Origin of the sequence: Teichococcus globiformis (assembly GCF_042646265.1) — a bacterium.
In the GTDB taxonomy this organism is placed as follows: Bacteria; Pseudomonadota; Alphaproteobacteria; order Acetobacterales; family Acetobacteraceae; genus Pseudoroseomonas; species Pseudoroseomonas globiformis.
This window is the reverse complement of sequence record NZ_JBHRTN010000008.1, coordinates 434470-460433: the sequence shown is the minus strand read 5'-3', so window position 1 is coordinate 460433 and position 25964 is coordinate 434470. Positions and strand designations below refer to the sequence as shown.

At 69.0% G+C, this 25964-nt stretch carries 25 protein-coding genes; 13 read left to right on the top strand and 12 right to left on the bottom strand.

Features of this window, described 5'->3' with window-relative positions; all coding sequences use genetic code 11:
• Position 1: 1 nt before the first annotated feature.
• Positions 2 to 1294: a DNA recombination protein RmuC gene (locus ACFOD4_RS09465; protein WP_379595881.1), complete on the bottom strand. Its 1293-nt coding sequence runs from the start codon at positions 1292 to 1294 to the stop codon at positions 2 to 4.
• Positions 1295 to 1422: 128 nt separating this feature from the next.
• On the opposite strand from ACFOD4_RS09465, the gene ACFOD4_RS09460 reads away from it, so the two are divergent.
• From ACFOD4_RS09460 to dmeF, 4 genes are all read left to right on the top strand, one after another.
• Complete coding sequence (locus ACFOD4_RS09460; protein ID WP_379595879.1) at positions 1423 to 1998, top strand: helix-turn-helix domain-containing protein; 576 nt, start codon at positions 1423 to 1425, stop codon at positions 1996 to 1998.
• A gap of 23 nt (positions 1999 to 2021) precedes the next feature.
• The gene (locus ACFOD4_RS09455; protein ID WP_379595877.1) at positions 2022 to 2570 is read left to right on the top strand and encodes a GNAT family N-acetyltransferase; all 549 of its coding nucleotides are present in this window, start codon (positions 2022 to 2024) and stop codon (positions 2568 to 2570) included.
• A gap of 66 nt (positions 2571 to 2636) precedes the next feature.
• Positions 2637 to 2909, top strand: a complete 273-nt coding sequence (locus ACFOD4_RS09450) for a metal/formaldehyde-sensitive transcriptional repressor (RefSeq protein ID WP_379595875.1) — start codon at positions 2637 to 2639, stop codon at positions 2907 to 2909.
• Positions 2910 to 2921: 12 nt separating this feature from the next.
• Positions 2922 to 3836 carry a CDF family Co(II)/Ni(II) efflux transporter DmeF gene (gene dmeF / locus ACFOD4_RS09445; RefSeq protein WP_379595873.1) on the top strand — a complete coding sequence of 305 codons (915 nt, stop codon included), beginning with the start codon at positions 2922 to 2924 and terminating at the stop codon, positions 3834 to 3836.
• Positions 3837 to 3885: 49 nt separating this feature from the next.
• Here dmeF and ACFOD4_RS09440 read toward each other — a convergent pair whose 3' ends face one another.
• Both ACFOD4_RS09440 and ACFOD4_RS09435 read right to left on the bottom strand, forming a co-directional pair.
• Entirely contained in the window at positions 3886 to 4863 is a 978-nt protein-coding gene (locus ACFOD4_RS09440; protein WP_379595871.1) for a Bug family tripartite tricarboxylate transporter substrate binding protein, read from the bottom strand.
• 26 nt (positions 4864 to 4889) lie between these two features.
• Positions 4890 to 5990: a 4-oxalomesaconate tautomerase gene (locus ACFOD4_RS09435; RefSeq protein ID WP_379595869.1), complete on the bottom strand. Its 1101-nt coding sequence runs from the start codon at positions 5988 to 5990 to the stop codon at positions 4890 to 4892.
• 110 nt (positions 5991 to 6100) lie between these two features.
• On the opposite strand from ACFOD4_RS09435, the gene ACFOD4_RS09430 reads away from it, so the two are divergent.
• On the top strand, positions 6101 to 6991 hold the full coding sequence (locus tag ACFOD4_RS09430; RefSeq protein ID WP_379595867.1) for a LysR family transcriptional regulator: 891 nt from the start codon (positions 6101 to 6103) through the stop codon (positions 6989 to 6991).
• 20 nt (positions 6992 to 7011) lie between these two features.
• On the opposite strand, the gene ACFOD4_RS09425 is transcribed toward ACFOD4_RS09430, so the two are convergent.
• Complete coding sequence (locus tag ACFOD4_RS09425) at positions 7012 to 7719, bottom strand: exopolysaccharide biosynthesis protein (protein WP_379595865.1); 708 nt, start codon at positions 7717 to 7719, stop codon at positions 7012 to 7014.
• 219 nt (positions 7720 to 7938) lie between these two features.
• On the opposite strand from ACFOD4_RS09425, the gene ACFOD4_RS09420 reads away from it, so the two are divergent.
• Positions 7939 to 8556 (top strand): DUF1194 domain-containing protein, encoded by a 618-nt coding sequence (locus ACFOD4_RS09420; RefSeq protein WP_379595863.1) that lies wholly within the window; start codon positions 7939 to 7941, stop codon positions 8554 to 8556.
• Between the two features lie 224 nt (positions 8557 to 8780).
• On the opposite strand, the gene ACFOD4_RS09415 is transcribed toward ACFOD4_RS09420, so the two are convergent.
• The 5 genes from ACFOD4_RS09415 to ACFOD4_RS09395 form a co-directional block, all read right to left on the bottom strand.
• Positions 8781 to 9902 (bottom strand): mechanosensitive ion channel family protein, encoded by a 1122-nt coding sequence (locus tag ACFOD4_RS09415; protein ID WP_379595861.1) that lies wholly within the window; start codon positions 9900 to 9902, stop codon positions 8781 to 8783.
• Between the two features lie 124 nt (positions 9903 to 10026).
• Positions 10027 to 10545, bottom strand: a complete 519-nt coding sequence (locus tag ACFOD4_RS09410) for a GNAT family N-acetyltransferase (RefSeq protein ID WP_379595859.1) — start codon at positions 10543 to 10545, stop codon at positions 10027 to 10029.
• Between the two features lie 97 nt (positions 10546 to 10642).
• Positions 10643 to 12040, bottom strand: a complete 1398-nt coding sequence (locus tag ACFOD4_RS09405) for an esterase-like activity of phytase family protein (RefSeq protein ID WP_379595857.1) — start codon at positions 12038 to 12040, stop codon at positions 10643 to 10645.
• A gap of 107 nt (positions 12041 to 12147) precedes the next feature.
• Positions 12148 to 13203 (bottom strand): YihY/virulence factor BrkB family protein, encoded by a 1056-nt coding sequence (locus ACFOD4_RS09400; protein ID WP_379595855.1) that lies wholly within the window; start codon positions 13201 to 13203, stop codon positions 12148 to 12150.
• A 118-nt stretch (positions 13204 to 13321) separates the two neighbouring features.
• Positions 13322 to 14029 (bottom strand): GNAT family N-acetyltransferase, encoded by a 708-nt coding sequence (locus tag ACFOD4_RS09395; protein WP_379595853.1) that lies wholly within the window; start codon positions 14027 to 14029, stop codon positions 13322 to 13324.
• Positions 14030 to 14133: 104 nt separating this feature from the next.
• Between ACFOD4_RS09395 and ACFOD4_RS09390 the strand changes: the two genes are divergently transcribed.
• Positions 14134 to 14940, top strand: coding sequence for a ferredoxin--NADP reductase (locus tag ACFOD4_RS09390; RefSeq protein ID WP_379595851.1), 807 nt, complete (start codon positions 14134 to 14136; stop codon positions 14938 to 14940).
• A gap of 608 nt (positions 14941 to 15548) precedes the next feature.
• Here ACFOD4_RS09390 and ACFOD4_RS09385 read toward each other — a convergent pair.
• The gene (locus tag ACFOD4_RS09385; RefSeq protein WP_379595850.1) at positions 15549 to 16985 is read right to left on the bottom strand and encodes a chlorohydrolase family protein; all 1437 of its coding nucleotides are present in this window, start codon (positions 16983 to 16985) and stop codon (positions 15549 to 15551) included.
• A gap of 189 nt (positions 16986 to 17174) precedes the next feature.
• Here ACFOD4_RS09385 and pip point away from each other — a divergent pair, with 189 nt between their 5' ends.
• Positions 17175 to 18125 carry a prolyl aminopeptidase gene (gene pip / locus ACFOD4_RS09380; protein WP_379595848.1) on the top strand — a complete coding sequence of 317 codons (951 nt, stop codon included), beginning with the start codon at positions 17175 to 17177 and terminating at the stop codon, positions 18123 to 18125.
• A gap of 79 nt (positions 18126 to 18204) precedes the next feature.
• On the opposite strand, the gene ACFOD4_RS09375 is transcribed toward pip, so the two are convergent.
• A complete protein-coding gene (locus tag ACFOD4_RS09375; protein ID WP_379595846.1) occupies positions 18205 to 18702 on the bottom strand; it encodes a nucleoside deaminase in 498 nt (165 codons plus the stop codon).
• 68 nt (positions 18703 to 18770) lie between these two features.
• Between ACFOD4_RS09375 and ACFOD4_RS09370 the strand changes: the two genes are divergently transcribed.
• Genes ACFOD4_RS09370 through polA form a run of 3 tightly spaced genes read left to right on the top strand, consistent with a single transcriptional unit; the run spans position 18771 to position 22509 of the window.
• Positions 18771 to 19319, top strand: a complete 549-nt coding sequence (locus ACFOD4_RS09370; RefSeq protein WP_379595845.1) for an AAA family ATPase — start codon at positions 18771 to 18773, stop codon at positions 19317 to 19319.
• Positions 19320 to 19340: 21 nt separating this feature from the next.
• Complete coding sequence (locus ACFOD4_RS09365) at positions 19341 to 19631, top strand: zinc-finger domain-containing protein (RefSeq protein WP_379595844.1); 291 nt, start codon at positions 19341 to 19343, stop codon at positions 19629 to 19631.
• Between the two features lie 13 nt (positions 19632 to 19644).
• The gene (polA, locus tag ACFOD4_RS09360) at positions 19645 to 22509 is read left to right on the top strand and encodes a DNA polymerase I (protein WP_379595842.1); all 2865 of its coding nucleotides are present in this window, start codon (positions 19645 to 19647) and stop codon (positions 22507 to 22509) included.
• Between the two features lie 146 nt (positions 22510 to 22655).
• On the opposite strand, the gene ACFOD4_RS09355 is transcribed toward polA, so the two are convergent.
• Positions 22656 to 23243 (bottom strand): nuclear transport factor 2 family protein, encoded by a 588-nt coding sequence (locus tag ACFOD4_RS09355; protein WP_379595840.1) that lies wholly within the window; start codon positions 23241 to 23243, stop codon positions 22656 to 22658.
• Between the two features lie 248 nt (positions 23244 to 23491).
• Here ACFOD4_RS09355 and ACFOD4_RS09350 point away from each other — a divergent pair, with 248 nt between their 5' ends.
• Together ACFOD4_RS09350 and ACFOD4_RS09345 are read left to right on the top strand one after the other, a co-directional pair.
• A complete protein-coding gene (locus ACFOD4_RS09350) occupies positions 23492 to 24874 on the top strand; it encodes an LLM class flavin-dependent oxidoreductase (protein WP_379595839.1) in 1383 nt (460 codons plus the stop codon).
• Between the two features lie 18 nt (positions 24875 to 24892).
• Positions 24893 to 25873: a Bug family tripartite tricarboxylate transporter substrate binding protein gene (locus ACFOD4_RS09345; protein ID WP_379595837.1), complete on the top strand. Its 981-nt coding sequence runs from the start codon at positions 24893 to 24895 to the stop codon at positions 25871 to 25873.
• Positions 25874 to 25964 lie beyond the last annotated feature (91 nt).

The following is a 25964-nucleotide window of genomic DNA, read 5'->3' as shown; positions in this document are numbered from 1 at the left end:
GCTATTCCCCGGCGATCCGCAGGGGCTCGGGCGGCTCGTCATCCGTTTCCACCGCCTCGATCCGGGCGCCGGCGCGCAGGATCTTGTCGGTGCTGATGTCGATGGTGCGGATGTCGTCCTGCGCCTGGTTGAAGTGGGTCTTCAGCTTGCCAACGCGCTCGTTCAGGCGGTGCAGGTCGGCCATCAGCCGTGCCACTTCCTCGCGGATGCGGCCGGCCTGGGCGCGCATCCGCACATCCTGCATCAGCGAGCGCATGGCCGAGAGCATGGCCCACAGCGTTGTGGGCGAGGCGATGTAGACGCGCTTGCGCTGCGCCTCGTCCACCACGGGCGTGAAACCGGTGTGCAGCTCGGCGAAGATGGCCTCGGACGGGACGAACAGGATGGCGGCCTCGGCCGTTTCACCGGGGATCAGGTATTTGCGGGCGATGTCGTCGATGTGGCGGCGCATGTCGGCGGCGAATTGCCGGCCGGCGGCGGTGCGGGCGCCAACATCCTCGGCGGCGTCGCGCCAGCTCTGCCAGGCTTCCAGCGGGAACTTGCTGTCCACCGCCACAGGGCCGGGCGGGTAGGGCAGCCGGATCAGGCAGTCGCAGCGTGTGCCGGTGGACAGGGTGTGCTGCCAGGAGAAGCCGTCCGGCGGCAGCCGGTCTTCCACCAGCTGCCGCAGCTGCATCTCGCCGAAGGCGCCGCGGCTCTGCTTGTTGCCCAGGATGGCGGCAAGGTTGGTGACCTGCCCGCCCAGCGCCTCCATGTTGGCGCGCGCGGCGTCGATCACCGCCAGCCGCTCCTGGATCTGCCCGGCGCTTTCCTGGGCGCGGAGGGCGGAATCGGCGAGGCTCTGCGCCAGCCGCTCCTGTTGCTGCGCCAGAGCGGCGTCCAGCCGCACGTTCTGGGCCGCGATGGCCCCGTTCAGCGCCAGCTGCGAGGCGGCGATGCGGTCGTTCTGCTTGGCCATGGCATGGCCGATGCTGTCGCTGATGCCCTGGCTGGAGCGCGCCAGGCGATCGGCCATGGCGCGCTCCTGCGCCGCCAGCCGGTCATTCTGGGTGCGCAACGCGGCATCGAGGCGGCGGGAGGACAGGTCCAACCGCTCCGCCAGGGCGTGGTCCTGCTGTGCCAGGCGATCGGCAGTCAGGGCGGCGAGACGTTCCTGCGTGCCTGCCAGCGCCTCAAGCTTGCCGGCGAGCAGCGCGAAACCGTCGGGAACCGCCGGACGGCGCAGGGCCAGAACCAGCAACAGCAGGGCCACGGGTGCGGCCGCGAGAGACAGGGGCAGCAGCCATTCGGGCATGCGCGACTCCGGAGAACGTGCCGCCATGATAGGAACCCAACGGGTACGGCGCGAGGGATCCACAAGTTCGGCCATGGCAGTGCGATCAGTGGCTTGACCTTCGGTTCACAAACGAGAAATATTCTCATGTGAGAGAAACAGAGACTGATTCGCTGGATGTCCGCATCGCCAGACGCTTGGCGCTGCTGCGAGCGGAACACGGCCTGTCGCTTGACACCCTGTCGGATCGCACCGGCATCAGCCGCGCCACCCTGTCCCGGCTGGAGCGCGGGGAAACCAGCCCCAGCGCCACCATGCTGGGGCGGCTCTGCACCACCTATGGCCGCAGCCTTTCGCGGCTGATGGCCGAGGTGGAGGACACCTCTGCCGAGTTGATCCTTGCCGGCGCCCAGACAGTGTGGACCGATCCCGAGAGCGGATTCCGGCGGCGGCTGATTTCGCCCCCCGGCGGCGGGTTGCGGCTGGAGATGCTGGAAGGACGGCTGCCGGCGGGTGCCAGCATCGCCTACGCGTCCTCGCCCCAGCCAGGGCTGGAACATCACTTGTGGCTGCTGGAGGGCGCGCTGGACCTGACGGCGGAGGGACGCACCCACAGCCTCTCCGCCGGCGACTGCCTACGCTACCGCCTGTTCGGGCCAAGCCGCTTCCACTGTCCCGCCGGCGGTTCCGCCGCGCGGTACGTGCTCGCGCTTTGCCCGCCCTGAGGCTCGTCTCGAAAGGAGCACGGATGAGCGAGATCACCATCGAGCAGCTGTCCGCCGACGCCCTGCCGGACTTCCTGCCCGGGCTCTCGGCCATGCTGGTAGCCTGCGTCGCGCAAGGAGCCAGCATCGGCTTCCTGCCGCCACTGGCTGTTGAGGCTGCGGAAGCGTTCTGGCGCGGCCTCGTGCCGGGGCTGGCGGATGGCAGCCGGCGGATGCTGGTGGCGCGCCAACAGGGGCGGCTGGTGGGGACGGGCGCGCTGCTGCCCGCAACCTTGCCCAACGGTCGGCACAGGGCCGAGATTTCCAAGCTGATGGTGCATCCCGCCGCCCGGCGGCAAGGGATCGGCGCCGCGCTGATGTCGGCGCTGGAGACGATGGCGGCCCGGGAAGGACGCTGGCTGCTGGTGCTGGACACGCTGGATGGCGATGCGGGCCAGGCAATGTACCGCAGCCTGGGCTGGCAGGATGCGGGGATCGTGCCGGACTACGCCCTGGTGCCGCAGGACAATGGGGCCGAGGGCGCCACCGCCACGGCGGCCACGCGCTTCATGTTCAAGCGATTGCCGCGCTGAGGCTCGGCCCGCAGCCGGACCGCGCGGGTGCTTGATCCGGCCGATACCCTACCCCAGTATGGTATTATGCACCTCTCCGAGAAGCGCCAGCCGCTGCTGAACCGGGTCCGTCGCATCAAGGGGCAGCTCGAGGCTGTCGAGCGGGCCCTGCTGGAAGACGCGGACTGTGCCACCACGCTGCAGCGGGTGGCCGCCGTGCGCGGCGCCGTGGCCGGGCTGCTCGACGAGATCGTCGAGAATCATCTGCGCGAGCATGTGGCCCATCCCGGCCTGTCCGATGCCGACCGAACCCGGGGTGCCGAGGAGCTGGTTGCCGTGATCCGCCGCTACTCGAGATAAGGAAACAGCGCCATGGCCGAGCCGCATGAGCATGTCTTCCTCGGCTCCGGGCATGACCGGAACGCGCGGCGCACCGTGTGGGTGGTGGTGCTGACGGCGGTCATGATGGTGGCGGAGATCGCCGCCGGCCTTGCCTTCGGCTCCATGGCCCTGTTGGCGGACGGGGTGCACATGGCAACCCATGCGGGAGCGCTGGCGGTAGCGGCCCTCGCCTACCGCTTCGCCCGCCGCCACGCGCATGACCGCCGCTTCTCCTTCGGCACCGGCAAGGTGGGGGACCTGGCGGGCTTCGCCTCGGCGGTGGTTCTGGGGATCTTCGCCATCGGCATCGCCGCGGAATCGGCCGCGCGGCTGATGAACCCCGCCGAGGTGGCCTTTGGCCAGGCGGCCCTGGTGGCGACCATCGGCCTCGGGGTCAATCTGGCGAGCGCGGCGCTGCTTTCGGGCGGGCACGCCCACGGCCACGATCATCACCATGCCCATGGGTATCACCATGACCATGGGCACCCTCATGGGCATGGCGACAACAACCTGCGCTCGGCTTACCTGCACGTGCTGGCCGATGCGCTGACCTCGGTGCTGGCCATCGTCGCGCTGGTGGCGGGACGCTATCTTGGCTGGGTGTGGCTCGACCCGCTCATGGGGATCGTCGGTGGCGCGGTGATCGCCCGCTGGTCCTGGGGCCTGATGCGCGACACGGCAGGTATTCTGCTGGATGTGAGCGATCCGGCGCTGGAGGCGGCGATCCGCGAGCGGGTCGAAGGGCGGGGGGACGTCCGCATCACCGACCTGCATGTGTGGCGCGTCGGCCCAGAGGCGCATGCGGCAATCGTGAGCGTCACCGGCGCGGCGAGCGGGGCGGAGATCCGCGAAAGACTGCGGCCGATCCACGCCCTGGCGCATGTCACGGTGGAAGCCGCCGGCTGAGCGGCCCAGGCAAGCCCGTCCGCTCCCCCCGAGTTCGGGCGGAGGGCGCTTATTCCACCGCGATCTTGGCCTCGCTCACCAGCCGGGCCCAACGCATGCGCTCATCGGCCATGAAGCGCGCCAGCGCGGCGCCTCCCATGCGGGACGGCTCGGCCCCTTCCTCGCGCAGGCGCCTGGTCACCTCCTCGGCGGTCAGGCTGTCGGCTACGGCCGCTTCCAGCCGCGCGCGGATGGGTTCGGGCGTGCCGCGCGGCGCCAGGATGCCGTACCAGGCGGAGGAGCGGTAGCCGGGCAGCGCCGCCTCGGCCACGGTGGGCACATCGGGCAACGCGGCAATGTGCGACTCCCCCGTCACCGCCAGCGGCCGCACCATCTCGCCCTGGATCAGCGCGATCACGGAAGGCAGGGTCGTGATCATGAAGGGGACATGGCCCGCCACCACGTCGTTCAGCGCCGGACCGGCGCCGCGGAAGGGCAGGTGCTCCGCCTCGATGCCCGCCATCTGGAACATCAGCGCCGCGGCCAGGTGGCTCGCCGAGCCATTGGAAGCCGACGCGTAGGCAAAGTTTCCGCGCGCCGCCCGCGCCTCCTCCAGCAGCCCCTTCAGGTCGCGGGCCTTGCTGCCTTGTCCGGCCACCGCGACCAGCGGCGCGTCGGCGAGCAGCGCCACCGGGTCCAGCGTCTTCAGCGGGTCGTTGCGCATTTTAGGGAACAGGGACTGGTTCACCGTCATCGGCCCCTGATTGCCGACGAGCAGCGTATAGCCGTCGGGCCTCGCGCCCGACACTTCATCGGTGGCCAGGTTGCCGCCGGCACCGGGCTTGTTTTCCACCACCACCGGCTGGCCCAGCACGCCCTGCAACCGCGCCGCCACCACGCGGGCGACGTTGTCCGTGCCGCCGCCCGGCGCATACGCGACCAGCAGGCGGATGGGCCGCGCGGGCCAGGAGGGCGCCGCCCGCAGGATGCGCGGGGCGGCCAGGATCGGTGCGGCGGCCAGGGTCTGCAGCAGGAGGCGGCGTTGCATGGCGGAGGTTTCCTTGTTGTGGTTGCTTATTCGGCGGCCAGGGGTGGAGCGGCCAGCGGCGGGGCCGCGGTTGTGACGGGCTCGGGCAGCAGCAGGTGCCCCTCGAAGATGCGGCGGGCGGTGCGCAGGACGCTGGCCCAGGCCACGGCGCCGTCGGCGAAGCCGAGGCCGATCTCCAGCAGCCCGGCGGGATGCGCGATGCGCAGACCGTCTCCATCCGGGCGGGCCAGTGCCGCTGCAACAGTGCCGGGGGTGTGCGCCGCCACGGCCAGGGTGATGCCGCCGGTCACCGCCATGGCGCGATGCACGGCGTGCGGCGTCAGGTAGCGCGCGACCAGGCCCGCCGCGTCCCGCCCCGGCCCCAGCAGGGCCGGTTTGGGGATCACGCTGCCGGAAACGTCGCCCAGGCCCATGCGGCGCCCGGCTTCCAGCCTCAGCGCCTCGATCCGCGCCAGCAACGCGGGATCAGCCTCGATAGCCTCGGGTGGCAAGCTGGCATCGGTGCCCAGGCGCGCGGCCTCCAACAGCAGCATCGGCATGGCACCGTCGATCAACGTGACGGGAATGTCGCCGATGGTCTCCGTGCGGGCGCCGGTCGGGAAGAGCCGGCCGGTCTGGCTGCCGGACACGTCGCGGAAGCGCAGGGCGATGGGGGCGGCCGAGCCCGGAACGCCGGGAATGCGGGCCTCACCCTCATAGGTCACCTGGCCGCCGGGGGTTTGCACCACCGCCTCCACCCTTGCCCCGGTGTTGCGGTTCAGAATGCGCACCACCGTTTCCTCGCCCTGCGGCGGCACCAGCCCGGCCTCAATGGCGAAGGGTCCCACGCCGGCCAGCATGTTGCCGCAGTTGGGCCCGGTATCCACAAGCCCGCGCTCCACCGAAACCTGGGCGAAGAGGTAGTCCACGTCGGTATCCACCGAGGCGGAGGGGCCGATCATGGCGACCTTGCTCGTGAGGCTGTTGCCGCCGCCGATGCCGTCGATCTGCAGCGGGTGCGGCGAGCCTAGCGCAGCCAGCAGCATCGCGTCGCGGCGCGCGGGGTCGGCGGGAAGATGGCCGGACAGGAAGAAGGGGCCGCGGCTGGTGCCAGCGCGCATCAGCACGCAGGGAAGGCGGAGGGGCATGGGGCGCATCCAGGGGCGTTTGCTCTTGCCGCCTTTTCTGCGCCGACCGGGCTTGTTACTGAAGTGCAAAGATCGGCAGAATTGCTGCGTCCTGTGCAACAATGCGCCTCATGCCGATCGACCTCGACCAGCTTCGCACCTTTGTCGCCGTGGCCGAGGCGGAAAGCCTGACCCGGGCCACCGAAGTGCTGCACCTGTCGTTGCCGGCCGTGTCGCGCAGGCTCTCAGCCCTGGAGGAGGAGCTAGGCGTCGCCTTGCTGGCCCGTTCCACGCGGCGGGTGGCGCTGACGCAGATGGGGCGCGAATTCCTGCCGCGGGCGCGGCGTCTGCTGGACGAGCTGGAGGAAAGCCTGCTCGGCATCCGGGAAACGGCGGCGCGGCGGCGCGGGCTGGTGACGATCGCCTGCATCCCCACCGCCGCCTATTACTTCCTGCCGGCGACACTGGCCGATTTCGCCGCGCGCTTTCCCGCCGTGCGGGTGCGGGTCATGGACCTGTCTGCCGATGGGGTGGTGGATGCGGTGGCCACCGGTGCGGTGGAGTTCGGCATCGGCATGGAGGGGGCGGGGCATCCCGACGTGGAGTTCCGCGCCTTGCGCCGCGACCCCTTCGTGCTGGCCTGCCGGCGTGACCACAGGCTGGCAGGGCGCGAAGCGCTGGGCTGGGCCGATCTGGCCGGGGAGGTGCTGGTCGGCGTTTCACGCCGCTCGGGCAACCGGCTGATCCTGGACCGGGCGCTTCTGCCGCGGGGCATCCAGCCGAACTGGCATTACGAGGCGGAGCACCTCTCAACCAGCCTTGGCCTGGTGGAGGCCGGACTGGGCGTCGCGGTGGTCCCGCGCCTGGCCCTGCCGCGCGGGCCGCATCCGGTGCTGGTGGCACGGACGCTGACCGATCCGGTGATCGAGCGGGCGACCGGGGTGGCGCTGCGGCGCGGGGCTTCGCCGGCGCCGGCGGCGCGGGCGCTGCTGGATCTGCTGGAAGGGCGGATGGCGGAATGAGCCAGCGCGGCAGCGCAGCCTCAGAACAGCAGGCCGACCGCCTGCAGGCCGAACCAGCACAGCGCCGCCAGCACGCCCAGGGCGAACAGGCAGCCTGCGGCCGTCGCGGCGACGCCCCAGCCGGTGACGCGGCTATCCTGCTCCACCACGCCCAATGCCATGATGATGGTGCCGAAGGCGGGCGGGCCGTTGGTGCCGGGGCCGGGCAGGATCAGCATCACCGCCGACAGCACGGTGAGCCAGCCGACCAGCCGCTCCCCTGCCGGCTGGATGAACCAGCCGGGACGTGGACGCACGAAGCGTTCGACGAAGCTCAGCCCGCGCGTCGAGGCCGAGGCCAGGCGAAGCAGGTCGGTCCGCTTCACTGTCTGGCGGGCCAGGAATCTCGGCAGGGCCGGGCGGGTGCGGCCCATGCCCATCTGGACCCCCAGGATCAGCATGGGCAGGCCGAACACACTGGCCATGCCAGGCAGCAGGCTGGGCAGGCAGAGCAGCAGGATCAACAGCCCGAAGGCGCGCTCGCCAAAGGCCTCCGCCATTTCGCCCAGGCTGATGCGCTCGCCCGGAAAGGTCGCCGCCACCTCGGTGATGATCCGGGTGATCGGCGCCCCGTCATGCCCGTGCGGATCGTGGCCGGATGGCCGGTGACCGGGTTCCTCTCGATCATGGGCGGGAAAAAAGCGGCCTGTCGCGGCGGCCGGCGCTGCGGCGCCGGATCGTCCATCCATCATCCATCCTCATCGCGTCACCGGGACGCCGCACCCGGCGTGCTGCGACCTTACCAAAAAGACAGGTTCCAAGGGCAAGTGATGATCCCGGCCTGCCGCTTCAACCTGCCGCACGCGGCTTTCCCGCCACAACTTGCCCGGCCCTTGGGCCCGGCGCGGGTGCTTGCAGCGTCTTCACTTCTCCGGCAGAGCCGCGGAGGGTAAATGGGAGGGCCCGGCATGCAACCGGTGGATCTGGCGCTCTGCCTGGCCGTGGATGTTTCGGCCAGCGTGGACTTCGGCGAGTTCGGCCTGATGATCGGCGGGCTGGCCGGTGCCTTCCGCGAGGCCGACATCGCAGCCGCCTGCGCCGCCGGGCCGCGCGGGGCGGTGGCGGTTTCGGTGTTGTTCTGGTCGTCGGCGCAGGAGGTGGCGGTGCCCTGGCTGCGCATCGACGGGGCCGAGGCGGCGGCAGGGCTGGCGGATGCCATCGACAACGCTCCCCGCCTTCCCGGCCCCGGCGCCACGGCGCTGGGCCCCGGCATGGCGGCGGGGCTGGGGCTGCTGGGCCGTTTCACGGCGGAGGCCAGCCGGCTGGTGCTGGATGTCAGCGGCGACGGTGCGCACAACCAGGGGCGCCCCCCGGGGCCGGTGCGCGACATCGGCGTTGCCGCCGGCGTCACTCTCAACGCCCTGGCGGTGCTGAACGAGGAGCCGGACCTGCTCGGCCATTACGAGGCGGAGGTGATCGGCGGCCCCGGCGCCTTTGCCATGAGCTGTGCCGATTACGCGGACTTCGCCGCGGCGATCCGGCGCAAGCTGCGACGCGAGATTGGCGGCGGTCTGCTGGTGGCGTGAGGGATGTTCAGCCCGGCTGCACCCCGATCGCGTGCTTCTTGATCACGGACCGGACCATGGACGCGTAGCGTTCACCAGGGCGGGAGAGCACGTTTTCGGCAAGGCAGCGCACCGGCCACTCGCCGGCCCGCGCCCATCCTTTGGCTACGAAGCCGGCCAGACAGCCCAGGCTCACCCGCACGCGCAGCGGAAACACTTCCGCTGGACCTCGAGGAGGTCCGGGTTCATTCCGCCGCCACCTTGTCCATCCAGGCGGCCCCCTTGGGCAGGCGGTCGATCTCGGCGCGCTGGCGCGGCAGGGCGTGCGGGTACTCGGCCTGCAGCCACGCGATCATCTTCTCCCGCACCTCGCAGCGCAGATCAAAGGTCCGGCCGGCATTGCTGGCGGAGACGAGCATGCGGACCTGCATGGTGTGCTGGGTGAAATCCACCACCGACAGGTTGATCACCTGCTTGTCCCACAGGGGCGATTCACGCGCGATCCGCTCCAGCTGGCGCCGCATCTCGGCCACCGGCGCGGAATAGTCGACGAAGAGCATCACATTGCCGATCAGGGCGGCGCCCTCGCGGGTCCAGTTCTGGAACGGTTGCTCGATGAAGTAGGAAAGCGGCAGCACGATGCGGCGCCAGTCCCAGACGCGGACCACCACATAGGTGGAGGTGATCTCCTCCACATTGCCCCACTCGCCCTCGACGATCACCGCATCCTCCAGCCGGATCGGCTGGGTCACGGCGAGCTGTATGCCGGCCACGAGGTTCTTCAGCAGCGGTTGCAGCGCCAGGCCCACCACCAGGCCGGCGGCGCCGGCCGATGCCAGCAGCGACACGCCATATTGCCGTACCCCGTCGAAGGTCATCAGCGCCACCGAAACAGTGACCACGACGATCAGCGTCGCCGCCACCCGCTGCAGGATGCGCGACTGGGTGGCGTGCTTGCGGGCAAGGAGGTTGTCCTCGGCGTCGAGCTTGAAGCGTCGGAGATAGACCGTGGTCCAGATGCGCAGCGCTGTCAGAGCCACCCAGCCCACCAGGCAGATGAAGCAAATGGCCAGCGCATGCCGCACCACACCCGCCTCGCCGGGCGTGAGCGGCGCGATGGTGGCACCGATGCTGAGCGCCACCACGATCAGCCCCAGCCGGACCGGCCCCTCCGTGCGCTGCACGAGCGAGCGCCAGAACAGGTCCCGGTCGGCGACCAGCCGGTTCATGATGCGGAAGATGATCCGGTGCGCCAGGAGCGCCGGCAGCAGCGAAATGGCCAGCACGGCTAGGCTGACGGCCCAGTCTGGCGCCCAGCTGGCCGAGGCCACGATCTCACGCGCGGTTTCGTCGAACTGGTCGAGCAAAAGCCCCTCTCCCCCTTCGCCAATGCACCTCGTTCAGGGCCAAATGGGTCGGGAGGTGGAAGTTTGCACCGCGAAAGCGCAATTTTTCGAACCAGGGGCGCCGCACAGCGTGCGTGCGGCGGGATCAGCGGGGCAGTGTTCGATCCCCGGCGCCGAGGCCCCGCTGCATCTGCACCACGTCCAGCCAGCGGCCGAATTTCAGCCCCGCCGCGCGCAGCATGCCCACCTGGCGGAACCCCAGGGACAGGTGAAGCCCGATGGAGCCGACATTCTCCGAATCGCCGATGATGGCGAAGATCTGGCGGTAGCCCGCCTGCTCGGCCCGCTCCAGCAGGGCAGCCACCAGGCTCTTGCCCAGGCCCTGGCCATGCACGTCGTGCCGCACATAGATCGAATCCTCGGCCGAATGGCGATAGGCCGAGTGGCTGCGATACGGCGCAAAGAAGGCGAAGCCTAGAACTTCGCCGGCTTCCTCGGCGACCAGCCAGGCGCAGCCGGATTCCAGCACGCGGCGGAAGCGTGCCGCCATCTCGGCCTCGCCCGGCGGCACCTCCTCGAAGGTGCCGGTGCCCGTCGCGACGTGATGGGCGTAGATCGCGGTGATGGCCGGCAGGTCGGCGGGGGTCGCGTCACGCAGCGGCATGCAATCTCTCTTCACCCAGATCCTGGCCCCCAGGGGTAAGGGTGGCGGCGGCGGACGGCAAGGGCCACCCCGCCACCGCCCCTGCCCGCCAAGCCGCTCAGCGCGCGCGCAGCAGCTCCGGGACGTGCAGCAGGATCAGTTCGTTGTTGTCCGCGCGGGCGAGGTGCCGGCCGGCGCTGAAGGGAAGGTTGTTGTCGTTGCCCACGATGATGTGCTCCCCATCCACCGCCGCCACATTCTCGATGGTGATGAAGGGGAAGGTGAAGCGGTCGCGGGGAATATCGGCCGCGCGGTCGCCGTTCCCGCGCGAAAGCCCTTCCGCGTCCCGGATGTCCAGCAGGTCGATATGCGCCAGCTTGGCGACAAAGCCGTCGGCATCCACGGCGCCGAGGTCGATCAGCGAGATCCGCTTCACCTTGGCCGGGCTGCTGAAGCAAGCAGGCGGGTTCCGCTCGCCCCCGCAAGCCAGGGAAGCATCGCCCTCGCCATTGTCGCGCTCGATCACGAGGGCGCGTCGATCGTCGATCATGTTGAAGTCGCCAATGGCGACGGCACCCGGGGTCAGGCGGAACTTCAGGCTGCGGCCGGTCCAGTCGCCCTTGGCCGTATCGAACTCCAGCATGCGCAGGAACTCGCCCTCGGCCCGGTCGGTGCCGGAAACGAAGAGCGGCTGCTCCAGCAGAGCCCAGAGGCGCGAGCCGTCGGGCAGCATCGCCATGCCCTCGAACCCGCCGGAGCGGCGGACGCGGAAATCGGCGCCGGCGACGGGTGTCGCGCCCACGCTCAGGGACGGATGGTCGGGGCTGCGCAGCACGGTGCCGTCCAGCCGGGTTTCCACCACCTGCCGCACCCGCCCCTGCATGTCCACGCGGATCAGGAAGGGGCCGAATTCCTCGCCGATCCAGAAGCCGCCATCGCCGGGGATGGGCTGAATGCTTTCCGGGTCGAAATCGGCGCCGGTCAGATAGCGCTCGGCGGTGGCCTCATGGGCAATGCGGAACGGAATGCGGCGATCGGGGTCGGACAGGAAGACGGTCTGCTCCACTGCGACCTGGCCGGTGGCGAAATCCGGCCGGAGCCTGTGGAACATCAGCAGCGCATCGCCGCTGTTGCGTTTGTTGCCGAAGCCGTTGTCGGTCAGTACCCAATAGGCGCCGGCGTCGCCGGTCACCGGCTTGATGCCGGAAAAGCCCTGCACCGGCTGGCCGATGAACGGCAGGGCGATGCCGGTGGGGCGGCCGGTGGGGGCGGGCCCCGTGGTTCCGGGGATACTGCCGGGCTGGTCGCGCCGCGCCGCGGTGGTGAACTTGCCCGACACCAGCGCGTCACGCGGCGCATCCGCCGGAGGCACGGCCATGGTGAAGGCGGGCAGGATGGCATGGCCGGCGAGCCGCGCCTCAACCTTCTGGTCGGTGGCGGCGGGGCCGGGCCGCTGGGCCAGGGCGGGCGCCGCCAGGCCGATCAGGGCGCTCGCCGCCAGCAGGAATGCGCGCATGTGTTCAATCTCCACCAGGTGCCGTTGGGCGCGCTGTTAAGGCGTGGAGATTGCGGGCGCTTGACAAACCGATGACGAAATGGCGGCAGCAGAAGCGTGGCGGCGCCTCAGGACGGGCGCGCCACGGTGTCCGCCATCTGCGCGCCCCGCGTGCCCAGTCTCCGCTCCGGCCCCGTGGTGCTGTCGCGCATGGTCTGATGCTCGGCCTCGGCATTCACCTCGGCGCCCAGCAGCACCACCATGGCCGAAAGCCAGATCCAGGTCATGAAGCCGATCACCGCGCCCAGCGACCCGTAGGTCGCGTCGAAATTGGCGAAATAGCTGACATAGAGCGAGAAGCCGGCGGAGATGATGGCCCACAGGATGGCGGCGAAAACCCCGCCCCAGCTGACCCAGCGCCAGCGCGCCGCCTCCCGGCTGGGGCCGAAGCGATAAAGCACGGCCAGCAGGGCGGTGATGATCACCAGCAGGATCGGCCAGCGGGCCAGCCGCAGCAGCAGGTCGGTGGCGGATCCCAGCCCGACGAACGCCAGCACCACCGGCAGCACGATGACCGACAACATGGCCAGGATCATGAAGATCAGCGTGCCGAAGGTGAAGCAGAGCGTGATCACGGTGCGCCACACGAAGCTGCGCTTCTCTTGTTCCTCGTAGACGATGTTCAGCGCGTCGAACATCGCCTTGGTGCCCTGGTTGGCCGACCAAAGGGCCACCAGCAGGCCGGTGATGGCGCCAAAGGACAGGGCGCCGGTCTGGCCCGTGGTCAGGCGCTGTAATTGCTCGTTGATCAGGGCCATGCCGCTTGCGGGCACGAAGCCGGCCAGCAGCGCGAGGTGCTGCCCCACCACCACCGGATCGGCCACCAGGCCGTAGAGCGACACCAGCGCCGTGACCGCCGGGAAGATGGAGAGCAGGGTGTAGAAGGTGATGCCCGCCGCCTCGGTCATGATGCGGTCGTTGTTGGCCTCGATCACGGCGCGCTTCAGAATGCTCCACCAGCCGCGGGCGGGGATCTGCGACGGCCGCGTGGCATTGCGGCCCCAGCCGCCGGTTCCCGGCCGCTCGCTGCGGCGTTGCGGCTCGGGCGGGGGCGGCTCCGGCAGGGTGCCGTTGGCCTCAAGGATGGAGGCGCGCACCTGTTGCAGCTTGTCGGCCTGAGGCATGGGCAATTCCTGGGGTCTCGCGTTTTGCGGCTTCCGGGGAGCATATGATCTCGGGCGTGACGCGGCGTCCCGCCCGCAGCCTCAACGATCATCAAGCGCCATGGTTCCCAGCCCCGGCTCAGCCACTGGCGCGGAGGCTGCTGCGCGCCGTGCCGCGATGGTCGAAATTCGCCTCATCCAGCCAGGCTGCGATGGCATCGCGCCGCGCGGGCCATTCATCCTCCAGAATGGAGAACCACGCGGTGTCGCGCCGCCGGCCCTTGATCACCAGATGCGCCCGGTGCTCGCCCTCGAATGCGAAGCCCAGCCGGTCCGCGGCGCGGCGGGAGGGAGCGTTCAGCGCGTTGCATTTCCACACCAGCCGGCGGTAGCCGAGATCGTCCATGGCGTGGCGCATCAGCAGGAACATCGCCTCGGTGGCGGCTCGGGAGCGCTGCATGCGGGGCGAGAACCAGATGTTGCCCAGCTCGATCGCGGCATGGGCGGGCTGGATCTCCATCAGCGTCAGCCAGCCCTGTGCACGGCCGGAAATATGCGGCCGCACCGCCCAGGCGATCGGGTCATGCGTGGTGCAGAAGCCGCCGAGGAACTTGCGGAAGGCCGCGGCATCGGTGAACGGGCCGTAGCCCATATAGGCCCAGCTGTTGTCGGCGCCCTGGACCGCCTCCCACAACTCTTCGGCATGCCGGATGCCCAGCGGCTCCAGCGTCACCGATGCGCCGCGATGGGCGATGCGCGCCGGCAGCGGGCGGGGGGTTGCATCCACCGCCGGTCCGACCGGCGGAGAGGCGGGGCTGGGGGGTGTGGCGCTGGGGGGTGTGCTCATGATAGGCGAAGGCTCACCGCAACTGCGGCCGCATGCAAGCCGAAGCCCGGTCCTGCCCGCCCCAAAGACTTGCCCGGCGCAACGAAAAGGCCATCTTTCCGCCGATGAACGCCAATACCCGCCCGGCCCTGAAGGCCGCACACCCCGCCTACTTCACCGAAACGGTGCAGAGCGTGCATCACTGGACCGACCGGCTGTTCAGCTTCCGCTGCACCCGCAACACCGGACTGCGCTTCACCGCCGGGCAGTTCGTCATGATCGGCCTGATGAATGAGGGTAAGCCGCTGGTGCGCGCCTATTCCGTTGCCTCCCCGCCCTATGACGAGGGGCTGGAATTCCTGTCCATCAAAGTGCAGGACGGCCCGCTGACCAGCCGGCTGCAGCATATCCGCGCCGGCGACGAGATCCTGGTCGGCAAGAAGTCGGTGGGTACGCTGGTGACCGACGCGCTGTTGCCGGGCAAGACCCTGTGGCTGTACGGCACCGGCACTGGCCTTGCGCCCTTTCTGTCCCTGATCCGCGAGCCGGATGTGTATGACCGCTACGAGCGCGTGGTGCTGCTGCACGGCGTGAGGGAGGTCAAGGAACTGGCCTATGCCGACATGATCGAGGGGCTGGCGCAGGACGAGGTGCTGGGCGAGTTGATCGGTGGCAAGCTGGCCTATTATCCCACTGTCACGCGCGAGCCTTTCCGCAACCAGGGGCGGGTGACCGACCTGATCCGCTCGGGCAAGCTGTTCGGCGATCTGGGGCTGCCGGCCTTTTCGCCCGAAAGCGATCGGATCATGCTCTGCGGCAGCCCGGAGATGCTGGCCGAGACCAAAGGCATCCTGGAAAGCATGGGCTTCGAGGAAGGCGCCAACAGCCGGCCGGGGCACTACGTCATCGAGAAGGCCTTCGTGGAGAAGTGACGACAGCGTGGGGAACCTGAAGCCCCCGCTCCTTCCGCCGCCATTCGCGGTTCAGCAGCCGGATTGGGGCTGATTTGTGAGTTTCGGCGCCTCCTTGCGGGCTTCTTTGGGAGACAATTGGTTGCCAAAGCGCGCAGCACGGTCACGAGCTGCCGCGTTATCGTCCTGGTGTTGCAGCGCCGGCCTTCAGGCGGCGCCGGATGCAACGAAAGGACAATGTTCGATGCGCAAGATGCTGATGCCGGGTACGGGTGTGATCGCGCTGGGCCTCGGTGGTCTGGCGGTCGCGCAGCCGGCCCCGCCGACCCCACCACCCCAGGACCAGGCGGCCGAGGCTCCGCCACGCCCGGATCGCGGCCCTGGCGACCGGGCCGAGGGACCGCGCGGCCTGCGCGGGCCACACGGCATGATGCACGGCATGCACCGCCCGCCGCCACCCCCCCGGCTCCAGCTTTGCCTTTCGCCGTGGCGACACGATGGTGAAGATCCATTGCTCCGACCGGCAGCCGCTGGGCGAATGCGTCGCCGCCGCCAACGGGCTGCTCGACAAGTTCAACGCGGCGCCGCGTTGAGGTGTGGCGGAGGCGGGAACGGCCCGCCTCCGCCGGTCAGCCCTGAAAGGCCGGGAAGGATGAGGGCGAGAGCTGCTCGATGTCGCGCCCGGCCCAGTCGCGGGCCTTCATGCCATCCCACATCGCCTGGGCGCCTTCCTGCACCGCACGGCCCAGCTCCACCGGGTCGTAGCCCGGCACCACGCGATCCTGCATGACCACCTTGCCGTCGATGATGGAGCTCTGCAGGTCCTCGGCGGTCGCCGAGAAGACCAGGTTGCGGATCGGGTCGCGCAGCGGCGTCATGAACATGGAATCCGCCTGCCAGATCAGCAGGTCGGCCTTGGCGCCGGCGGCGATGCGGCCGAGATCGTCACGGCCCAGCGCCTTGGCGCCGTTGAGGGTGGCGGCGTTGAACACGTCGGCGGCGGTGGCCACCTGGGTCTGCCGGTCCTGGATCTTGCTGACCACCGAGGTCCAGCGCATCGCCTCGATCATGCTTTGCGGGCAGGTGTCGGTGGCGATGGTCATGTTGACGCCGCGCTTCAGGTAGCGGGCAAAGCTTTCCATGGCGATGCCGCGCCGCGCGAACACCCACACGGCATGGGCCACGTTGGCGCCGCTATCGGCCAGGAGGCCGATGTCGTCGGCCTGGTAGTTGGCCCAGGAACTCTCGCCCGGGATGATGCAGTGGCCGAGGATGCAACGCTCCGACAGGAAGCCGATCTTGTGCAGCCACTCGATGGGCGTGCAGCCGTGGCGGCGCGTCATCTCGTGGAATTCCGGCACCGATTGCGAGACGTGCAGGGCCAGGGGCACGTTCATGGCCTTGGACGCCTCGGCCGAGCGGCGCAGCAGCGCCTCGGAACAGGTGTCGATCTGCATGGGCGTCAGGAAGCCCTTGATGCGGCCATTCTCGCGCCCGTCCACGCGCTCGATGAAATCGACGGCCGCGTCCATGGCGCCGACGCCGTCATCCTCGGACCATTCGTAGTCCACGGTGCGACCATTGTCCGTGTACCAGCGGCCGGAGCGGTAGCCCTGGCCGATATAGGCGCGCAGGCCGCAGCGCGCGGCGTGCTCGGCCACCACGTCGCCGTGCCAGCCGATCTCCATGATGGTGGTGGTGCCGGTGCGCAGGAGCTCGGGCATGGAATAGGCGATGGAGGCGCGGCGGGCGGCCTCGGTGATGGCGCCGTCGCGCGCCGAAAGGAACTCGAACAGGCCGGACAGGTAGAATTGCCGCGGGCCGCGATCCTCGACGAAGCTCTTGTCGAGTGGCGATTCGGAAAGGTGAGCGTGGGTGTTGATGAAGCCCGGCGTCACCACCTTGTTCGTGGCATCGATCGTGGTGTCCACCGTGCCGTCGAAATCGCGGCCGACATGGAGGATCTTGTCGTCCTCGATCACCACCACGCCATCGCGCAGGTGGCGGTGGCCGCCATTCTGGAAGCCGATGATGTGGGATGCGCGAATCAGGGTGCGTTGCGGCAAGGCTCGTTCCTCCAGCGATTTCCGGAAGAAGGGTTCGGCAGGGGCGGGACGGCGTCAAGAGCGCGGCTGTTCGGGCCCTGCACGGCGCCGGTTGGCCTGGTCGGTTCCGGGTGGATCGCAAAGCTTCATTTGTCGGGCTGCACAACCAGCCGCTAAACGCCGCCGGTTGATTTCACGGGGGTGGTCAACTTGTACCCTGTTCTCGAACCCTATGCCTCCGGCGACCTTCCGGTGGGAGACGGCCACAGCCTTTCCTGGGAAGCATGTGGTCATCCTGAGGGCAGACCCGCGCTTGTCCTGCACGGCGGGCCAGGCTCCGGGCGCTCTGCCACGGCCCGGCGCTATTTCGATCCTGCCGTCTTCAACATCGTTCTTTTCGATCAGCGCGGCTGTGGCCGGAGCATCCCGCATGCCGGTGCCGCGGACGCAGACCTGAGAACCAACACCACCGCCCATCTGGTCGCGGACATCGAGCGCCTTCGGAAGCATCTGAATGTGGCGGACTGGCTCCTTTTGGGGGGTTCATGGGGGTCCACCCTGGCCTTGGCCTATGCGCAGCAGCACCCGGAGCGGGTCAGGGCCATGGTGCTCCATAACGTCGCCACAACGACGCGCCGGGAGGTTGACTGGATCACCCGGGGGGTGGGCACCTTTTTCCCTCGGGAATGGGAGCGCTTCCGCAAAGGAGCGCGGGATGTGCATGGGAATGGCTGCCTCGCGGAGGCTTATCATCGCCTGCTGATGGATCCCGATCCTGCTGTCCGGATGAAGGCGGCACAGGACTGGTGCGACTGGGAAACCGCGATCGTGGATGTCACGGCGAGCCACAAGCCACATCCCCGATATGCCGATCCCGCCTTCCGGCTCGCCTTTGCGCGGCTGGTGACCCATTACTGGCGCCACGCTGCGTGGCTGGAGGACGGCATCCTCCTGCGCCGGATGCCTGAACTGGCGATGCTTCGCGGAACACTGATCCATGGCCGCCTGGATTTCGGCAGCCCTCTGGCTACAGCCTGGCACCTCGCGCAGGCCTGGCAGGGGAGCGAACTGGTTGTGGTTGACGAAGCCGGGCACGATGCCCGCGATCCCGGCATGGCCGACCACATCGTGGCCGCGATCAGAAGGTTGGCGGACGCGTAGCCCCGCATGCCGGCTGCCCGGCGAACGGGTCCTCCGCTTCCCTCCGCCGGGAAAGTCCGGGGAGGCCGGCCTGGATGCCTCAGGCCCCGTCCCAGGGCGCATCCCACGGAAACGCCTTGAGGATGCGCGCCGCCTCTTCCCGCCGGAAATCCATGACGACCTCGATCGGCGCCCAACCTTTCTGTCGGTTCACCCATTCGGCGACGCCGGGCATCCCGGTGCCGAGAACCGGGCGGGAGCCCGGCACGTCCGTCGCCCGCGCCGCGATCACCACGCGGGGAATGGCGAATTGCGCGATCGCCGTGCTGCACATCAGGCAGGGCTCGCAGCTGGTGTAGAGGGTGCAGCGCTTCAGCGCCGCGGCGCTGCCCAGGCGCTTCCAGGCCGCGCGCAACGCGGTCATCTCGCCATGCGCGGTGGGGTCGCGGTCGGCGCGGACCTGGTTGTGGCCTTCGCCCACCACCTGACCGCCTTCATCCACCACCACCGCACCGAAGGGCGTTTGCCCGCGCGACGCCGCCAGTTCCGACTGCGCCAGCGCCAGCCCCATGAATTCGACGTCGCGGGTCCCGCTCATGTTTCGCTCCCGATCCTTGTTTGCACCAAGTCGAGCAGAGCCGGCGCCCGGACGCCAGAGGAGTCCCGATGACACAGTCCGCCCCACATCGCCTTTTCGTGCTGACCGGCGGCCCCGGCTCAGGCAAGTCCACGCTGATCGGGGCGCTGGCCGAAGCCGGCCACCGCACCATGGCGGAAGCCGGACGCGGCGTGATCCGGGCACAGCAGGCCATTGGCGGCCATGCCCTGCCCTGGGCCGACCGCCCGGCCTTCGCGGAGCAGATGCTGGGTTGGGAGATGCGCTCCCACGCGGAGGCGCTGGCGGCGGGCGGGCGCGTTTTCCTCGACCGGGGGGTGCCGGATGTGGTGGGGTACCTCCGGCTCTGCGGGTTGCCGGTGCCGCCGGCCACGCAGCGCGCGGCGGAGCGGTTCCGCTATGCGCAGCCGGTTTTCATTGCACCACCCTGGGAAGCCATCTTCGGCCCCGATGCCGAGCGGCGGCAGGGCTGGGAGGAGGCAGTTCGCACCCATGCCGTGATGCGCGAGGTTTATGCCACGATGGGGTATCGCCTGGTGGAGCTGCCACGTGCCCCGGTGGCGGAACGGCTGCGCTTCGTGCTGGAGCAGACGGAGTAGTTCCGCGGGACGGCCCCGCCCATGCTGGCCTCCGGCGGCGCTTCGCCCTATCTTCCGGCCCGCCCTGCCTGTGACGGAACGGACCCGATGCGTGACCTGAAGCTGACCGGCTATACCCCGAAGCTGACCCCTGGCGTGACGCCGGAGGAGAAGACCGTGGTGCACAGCCGCAAGGTGGCCTGCAACAATGGCGGCGGCGCGATGGGCCACCCCACCATCTACATGCGTATCGAGGACAAGGAAGTGACCTGCCCTTATTGCTCCCGCACCTTTGTGCTGGCCGAAGGTGCCGGCGACGACGCGCATCACTGAAGGAAGCCCGCCCATGTCCGGATCGGCCGTCTCCCCCGACATCCTGGCCGAACCGGCAAAGGAAGCCGAGCCGCACCTGATCCTGGTGGATGGCTCGGGCTACATCTTCCGGGCCTTCCACGCCCTGCCGCCGATGACGCGGCCGGATGGCGTGCCGGTCAATGCCGTGTTCGGCTTCACCAACATGCTGGGCCAGTTCCTGACCAAGCATGCCGGCACGCATATGGCGGTGGTGTTTGATGCGTCGCGCTCCACCTTCCGCAACCAGATCTACGACCAGTACAAGGCGCACCGCCCGGAAGCGCCGCCCGAGCTGGTGCCGCAGTTCGCGCTGATCCGCGAGGCCACCGCCGCCTTTGGCGTCGCCAGCGTCGAGCTGGACCAGTACGAGGCGGACGACCTGATCGCGGCTTATGCCTGCGCCTTTGCCGCCAATGGTGGGCAGGTCACCATTGTTTCCTCCGACAAGGACCTGATGCAGCTGGTGCGCCCCGGCATCCAGCTGCTGGACCCGATCAAGCAGAAGCCGATCCGCGAGGCCGAGGTGTTCGAGAAGTTCGGCGTGACGCCGGACAAGGTGATCGACGTGCAGGCGCTGGCCGGCGACAGCACCGACAACGTGCCGGGCGTGCCGGGCATCGGCATCAAGACCGCCGCCCAGCTCATCAATGAGTATGGCGACCTGGAAGGGCTGCTGACGGCCGCCGAGCAGATCAAGCAGCCGAAGCGGCGCGAGGCGTTGATCGCCAATGCCGAGTTGGCGCGGATCAGCAAGAAGCTGGTGACCCTGGATTGCGACACGCCGGTGCCGCAGCCGATCGACGCGCTGCTGGCCCGTCCGCCGGAGCCGGGGCGGCTGGCCGGCTTTCTGCGCGAGCAGGGCTTCCGCTCGCTGCTGCACCGCATGGGCCTCGATGGCGACGCAACGCCGGACACCGCCCCCACCAGCCGCCCGCGCTTTGTGCCGCAGCTGCCCGAGTCCGCCCCGGGCACCACCACCGAGATCACTCCCGCCGCCGATGAAGCGGCGTTCGGTCCCTACGAGACGGTGGTGAGCGCCGAGGCGCTGGCGCCCTTTATCGCCGCCGCCCGGGAAGCCGGCGCGATGGGGCTGGACACCGAAACGGACGCGCTGGACGCGCTGCGGGCCAATCTGGTGGGCATCTCCCTGGCCGTGGGCCCGGGGCGTGCCTGCTACATCCCGCTCCGGCATGGCCCGCTGCCGGGCAATGGCGATATGCTGCAGGAAGCGCCCGCCGCGCCCCCGCAGATGAGCCAGGACGAGGCCGTGGCCCTGCTGAAGCCGCTGCTGGAGGACCCTTCGGTGATGAAGGTGCTCCACAACGCCAAATACGATCTGGAGGTGCTGGGGCGCCCCGAGCATGGCGGCATCCTGGTCAGCCCCGTGGATGACACCATGCTGATCTCCTACAGCATGGATGCCGGGCGGCACGGGCACGGCATGGACGAGCTGTCGTTGCGTCATCTGGGCCATAAGCCGATCAGCTTCGACGAGGTGACGGGCACCGGCCGCGCGCGCATCCCCTTCACCCAGGTGGCGCTGGACAAGGCCACGGCCTATGCCGCCGAGGATGCGGATGTGACCCTCAGGCTCTGGCACGCGCTGAAGCCGCGGCTCCGGCCCAACCAGGCGCTGGCGCTTTATGAGCAGGTGGAGCGCCGCATGGTCGGCGTGCTGCGCGAGATGGAGCTGGCCGGCATCAAGGTCGATGGCGCCGAGCTGGCCCGCATCGGCGAGGATTTTTCCGGTCGCATGGTGGTGCTGGAGAAGGAGGCGCAAGATCTGGCGGGGCGCCCCTTCAATGTCGGCTCGCCCAAGCAGCTGGGCGAGATCCTGTTCGATGAGATGAAGCTGCCGGGCGGCAAGCGCGGCAAGGCCGGTGCCTGGGGCACGGACGCGGCGGTGCTGGAGGATCTCGCCTCGCGCGGGCACGAATTGCCGCGCAAGGTGCTGGATTGGCGCCAGCTGGCCAAGCTGAAATCCACTTATGTCGAGGCGCTTTCGGCGCAGATCGACCCGCGCGACCGGCGCGTGCACACGGATTTCGCCATGGCGATCACCTCGACCGGGCGCCTGTCCTCCTCCGAGCCGAACCTGCAGAACATCCCGATCCGTTCGGAGGAAGGCGCGCGCATCCGCCGCGCCTTTATCGCCGAGCCGGGGCATGTGCTGCTGGCGGCCGACTACTCGCAGATTGAGCTCAGGCTGCTCGCGCACCTCGCCGATGTGCCGTCGCTGCGGGAAGCTTTCGAGAAGGGTGAGGACATCCACAGCCGGACCGCCTCCGACATCTTCGGCCTGGCGCCGGACAAGGTGGACAAGGAAGCGCGGCGCCGCGCCAAGACAGTGAATTTCGGCATCATCTACGGCATGTCCTCCTTTGGCCTCGCCTCGCGCCTGGGCATTCCGGCGGCGGAAGCACGGGCCATCATCGATGCCTATTTCAGCCGCTACCCCGGCATCCTGGAAGAGATGGAGCGGCTGAAATCCGAGGCGCGGGAGAAGGGTTATGTGATGACGCCCTTCGGCCGCAAGCTATGGATCGATGGCATCCAGGCCAAGGAACAGGCGCGGCGCGGCAATGCGGAGCGCGCCGCCATCAACGCCCCGTTCCAGGGCGGCGCCGCCGAGATCATCAAGCGCGCCATGGTGCGCATGCCCCTGGCGCTGCGCGAAGCCGGCCTGTCCGCGCGAATGCTGCTGCAGGTGCATGACGAGCTGCTGTTCGAAGTGCCGGATAGCGAGATCGAAGCGACGTCCGAGGTGGTGCGGCAGGTGATGGAAAGCGTTGCCGAGCTGCGTGTGCCGCTGAAGGCCGAAATCGGGCACGGGCCGAACTGGGGCGTGGCGCATTAAACACCGCTCTTCCGGAGCGTTGCCTCCGGGCACTGCTGGGCCAGTTGGATCACCCTGGATCCCGACAACCATCGGCTATGGCAGGCAGGATTGCGGGCTGGTGGCGAGGAACGGTCCGGCCTGCCGGATTGCGAGGGATGCGCCGCTCAGGCCGTGATTCTGCCATCCAGGGTGTTCCTGAAGGCAGCAGGAAATTGCCAGTCGACCTCCTGCCAGCTCAGGCCCTGAGCAGACCCGACAATCTTCCAGCCATCCTCCTGCAGCACGAATCGCAGCTCATAGGTCCCGACCAGCGTCTGGTGGGGCAATCCGGTCGTCCGTTGAAAGAAGTGGCCGGGATGCAGGAGGACGCGGCAGGACGCCGTGTCACCGTGGATGACGATGGTTTGCGGAAGAAGGATGTGCTCGTCGCCAGCCGCATGAGCGCCGAATTCCTCGGCCTGTTGGCGCCAACCTTCGGCTGAAACGCGCGGGCGGCCCATCCTGCTGGTTGGGCTGTGGTCGACTTCGATCCCGTCTCCGCAACAGGTTCCGAGCAGCCGGAGGTCGTGCGCGCCGATGCCCTGCCCGTATCGCTTCACCAGGTCGGCGATGGCGACGCGGTCCAGAAGATCATTCACCTGCTTCCCCAACCCGGCTCGGCGCAGGTGATTGAGCTGTTCCGCTGTGCTGTTGAAAACAGTCATGACATCTCCTGCATCGGCTTCGCCAGGATGTGCGCCCGGCCAGGTCACATACGGAGGAACCCTGTGCACGGGCATATACGGAGGAACCCTCCGTTTATCAAGGGCCGGGCTCGGCGCGACGATGTTGGCTGCGGAGGCTGCTCAGGAACACCGGATCAGCGAGGCGACGCTTCCGCAGGTGGATTCCATCGGTCTCTGTTGTCAAATAAGAAAAACTACCATATGCCATGAGGAATTAGAGAGCCGGCGCAGACCGGTTATGGAGGGGCCTCCACCGCCACGGAGCTTTGCCTGCGATGTCCGCCACCGCCCCTGCCGCCATTGCCCCCGCTGGGGCGCGCCAGATGCGCCTGGGCCTGTTTCTGCTTTCAACCGGGCACCACATCGCCGGCTGGCGGCATCCGGGCTCGGCCGCCGACATGCCGGTCAGCATCGCACGCTACGCGGAAATCGCCCGCATGGCCGAGGCCGCCTGCTTCGACATGCTGTTCCTGGCCGACAACAACTGCGTTCCGCAGACCGACTGGCCGGCGGTGCGCCGCACCTCCCGCGCCAATCTGTTTGAGCCGATCGCGCTGCTTTCGGCACTGTCGATGGTGACGGACCGGATCGGGCTGGTGGCCACCGGCTCCACCACCTATTCCGAGCCTTATCACACCGCCCGCGCCTTCGGCACGCTGGACCACCTTTCGGGTGGGCGCGCGGGCTGGAACATCGTCACCACATCCAACAGCAACGAAGCGTGGAATTTTGGACGGGAAAGCCATCCCGCCCATGCCGACCGCTACAAGCGCGCCGGCGAGTTCGTCGAGGTGACCAAGGGGCTGTGGGACAGCTTCACCGATGACGCTTTTCCGCGCGACACGGAGAGCGGCATCTATTTCGACGCGACGAAGCTGGGTGTGCTGAACCACAAAGGCGAGCATTTCTCGGTGCGTGGGCCGCTCAACCTGGCGCGGCCGCCCCAGGGCCATCCGGTGCTGGTGCAGGCCGGCGGGTCGGAGGCCGGGCGGGATCTGGCGGCGCGACTGGCGGAGGTGATCTTCGCCGTGAACCAGGCGCTGCCGGACGCGCAGGCCTTCTACGCCGACATCAAGGCGCGGCTGATCGCCCATGGTCGGGACGCCGAGGCGGTGAAGGTGATGCCCGGCCTGTTTCCCGTGGTCGGCCGCACCCGGGCCGAGGCGGAGGACCGCATGGCCGAGTTGCAGCGTCTGCTGCACCCGGATGTGGGGCTGTCGCTGCTGTCCTTCCTGACCGGAGGCTTCGACTTCACACCCTATGACGTGGACGGGCCACTGCCGGAGTTGCCGGACACGGATGTAGGCAAGGCACGCCTCAAGGTCATCGCGGATCTGGCGAAGCGCGAGAACCTGTCCATCCGCCAGCTTTACGAGCGCATCGCCGTGTCGCGCGGGCACCACATGGTGGTGGGCAGCGCGGCGGATGTGGCTGACCGCATGCAGGACTGGTTCGAGGGCGGTGCGGCGGACGGCTTCAACGTCATGCCCCCCACCTTCCCCGAAGGCTTTCGCGATTTCTGCCAGTTGGTTGTGCCGGAACTGCAGCGGCGCGGCCTGTTTCGCACTGAATACAGCGGCCGGACGCTGCGTGAGCATCTCGGGCTGGCGCGGCCCTTGCATCTTCCGCGCGGCCAGGTCGCGCTGCCCCACGCTTAGAACACAGGAACACCGCCCATGACCGTCTTGAGCCGCCGCGCGGCGCTGGGCCTGCTGGCCGCGCCCGCCCTGCTTTCCGCCGCACGCGCCGCCGCGCCCTTGGAATCGTGGAAGCCCGAGCGGCCGGTGCGCATCATCGTGCCTTTCCCTGCCGGGGGTGGGCTGGATCTGGTGGGGCGGGTGCTGGCCGATGTCTGGAACCGCACCCTGGGCCAGCCGGTGGTGGTGGAGAACCGGGCCGGCGCAGCGGGAGCGCTGGGCATCGAGCAGGTGTTCCACGCGGCGCCAGACGGCCACACGCTGGGCATCACCAGTGCCGGCAACATCACCATCGGGCCGCTGCTGCGCAAGACGCCCTACGACCCGATGGCCATGGTGCATGTGAGCCGCCTGACCACCAGCCCGCTGCTGCTGGTGGCGCGCAAGGACCTGCCGGCGGCCGACCTCGGCGCTTTCCTGACCTGGGCGCGGACCCGACCGGAAGAGGTGCGCTTCGGCTCGGGCGGCATCGGCTCCTCGACGCATCTGTCGCTGGCGCTGCTGAACATCCGCCTGGGCACCGACATGCTGCACGTTCCGTACCGCGGCACGGCGCCGCTGCTGACCGACCTGGTGGCCGGCAACGTCGATGTCGGCTTCAGCGACGCCGCGGTGTGGCCGATGCTGGAACAGGGCACGCTGAAGCTGCTGGGGGTTTCAACCGCCGGAGCCTGGGCGCGAAGCCCGCAGACGCCGGTGCTGGACGGCCGGGCCGGCGAGTTCAGGGTCAACAACTGGTACGGGCTGGTGGCACCGCCGGGACTGCCGGCGCCGATCCTGGCGAGGCTGCAGGCCGAGGCGGCCAACGCGCTGGAACTGCCCAGGGTGCGGGACGCCTATGCCACCTCCGGCTTCACCGCCGCCGCCCTGCCCGAAGCGGATTTCAGGCCCTACCTGGCCGGCGAAATCAACTTGTGGAAGGGCGTGATTGACGCCGCGCATATCGAGGTGGAAAGCTGAGGGCACGGCCGGACCCCACGCTGTCCGGCGGCTGCCTTGCCCCGAACCATTTCCGCCGGCGATCCGGGTTCTGCCCCGCGGGTGGCCGAAT

What these genes read in the sequence shown, in the direction of transcription:
- ACFOD4_RS09465 (WP_379595881.1), bottom strand. Translation starts at nt 1,294, where the DNA reads ATGCCCGAATGGCTGCTGCCCCTGTCTCTCGCGGCCGCACCCGTGGCC.
- ACFOD4_RS09455 (WP_379595877.1), top strand. Translation starts at nt 2,022, where the DNA reads ATGAGCGAGATCACCATCGAGCAGCTGTCCGCCGACGCCCTGCCGGAC.
- ACFOD4_RS09450 (WP_379595875.1), top strand. Translation starts at nt 2,637, where the DNA reads ATGCACCTCTCCGAGAAGCGCCAGCCGCTGCTGAACCGGGTCCGTCGC.
- dmeF (WP_379595873.1), top strand. Translation starts at nt 2,922, where the DNA reads ATGGCCGAGCCGCATGAGCATGTCTTCCTCGGCTCCGGGCATGACCGG.
- ACFOD4_RS09440 (WP_379595871.1), bottom strand. Translation starts at nt 4,863, where the DNA reads ATGCAACGCCGCCTCCTGCTGCAGACCCTGGCCGCCGCACCGATCCTG.
- ACFOD4_RS09435 (WP_379595869.1), bottom strand. Translation starts at nt 5,990, where the DNA reads ATGCCCCTCCGCCTTCCCTGCGTGCTGATGCGCGCTGGCACCAGCCGC.
- ACFOD4_RS09430 (WP_379595867.1), top strand. Translation starts at nt 6,101, where the DNA reads ATGCCGATCGACCTCGACCAGCTTCGCACCTTTGTCGCCGTGGCCGAG.
- ACFOD4_RS09425 (WP_379595865.1), bottom strand. Translation starts at nt 7,719, where the DNA reads ATGGATGGACGATCCGGCGCCGCAGCGCCGGCCGCCGCGACAGGCCGC.
- ACFOD4_RS09420 (WP_379595863.1), top strand. Translation starts at nt 7,939, where the DNA reads ATGCAACCGGTGGATCTGGCGCTCTGCCTGGCCGTGGATGTTTCGGCC.
- ACFOD4_RS09410 (WP_379595859.1), bottom strand. Translation starts at nt 10,545, where the DNA reads ATGCCGCTGCGTGACGCGACCCCCGCCGACCTGCCGGCCATCACCGCG.
- ACFOD4_RS09405 (WP_379595857.1), bottom strand. Translation starts at nt 12,040, where the DNA reads ATGCGCGCATTCCTGCTGGCGGCGAGCGCCCTGATCGGCCTGGCGGCG.
- ACFOD4_RS09400 (WP_379595855.1), bottom strand. Translation starts at nt 13,203, where the DNA reads ATGCCTCAGGCCGACAAGCTGCAACAGGTGCGCGCCTCCATCCTTGAG.
- ACFOD4_RS09395 (WP_379595853.1), bottom strand. Translation starts at nt 14,029, where the DNA reads ATGAGCACACCCCCCAGCGCCACACCCCCCAGCCCCGCCTCTCCGCCG.
- ACFOD4_RS09390 (WP_379595851.1), top strand. Translation starts at nt 14,134, where the DNA reads ATGAACGCCAATACCCGCCCGGCCCTGAAGGCCGCACACCCCGCCTAC.
- ACFOD4_RS09375 (WP_379595846.1), bottom strand. Translation starts at nt 18,702, where the DNA reads ATGAGCGGGACCCGCGACGTCGAATTCATGGGGCTGGCGCTGGCGCAG.
- ACFOD4_RS09370 (WP_379595845.1), top strand. Translation starts at nt 18,771, where the DNA reads ATGACACAGTCCGCCCCACATCGCCTTTTCGTGCTGACCGGCGGCCCC.
- ACFOD4_RS09365 (WP_379595844.1), top strand. Translation starts at nt 19,341, where the DNA reads ATGCTGGCCTCCGGCGGCGCTTCGCCCTATCTTCCGGCCCGCCCTGCC.
- polA (WP_379595842.1), top strand. Translation starts at nt 19,645, where the DNA reads ATGTCCGGATCGGCCGTCTCCCCCGACATCCTGGCCGAACCGGCAAAG.
- ACFOD4_RS09350 (WP_379595839.1), top strand. Translation starts at nt 23,492, where the DNA reads ATGTCCGCCACCGCCCCTGCCGCCATTGCCCCCGCTGGGGCGCGCCAG.
- ACFOD4_RS09345 (WP_379595837.1), top strand. Translation starts at nt 24,893, where the DNA reads ATGACCGTCTTGAGCCGCCGCGCGGCGCTGGGCCTGCTGGCCGCGCCC.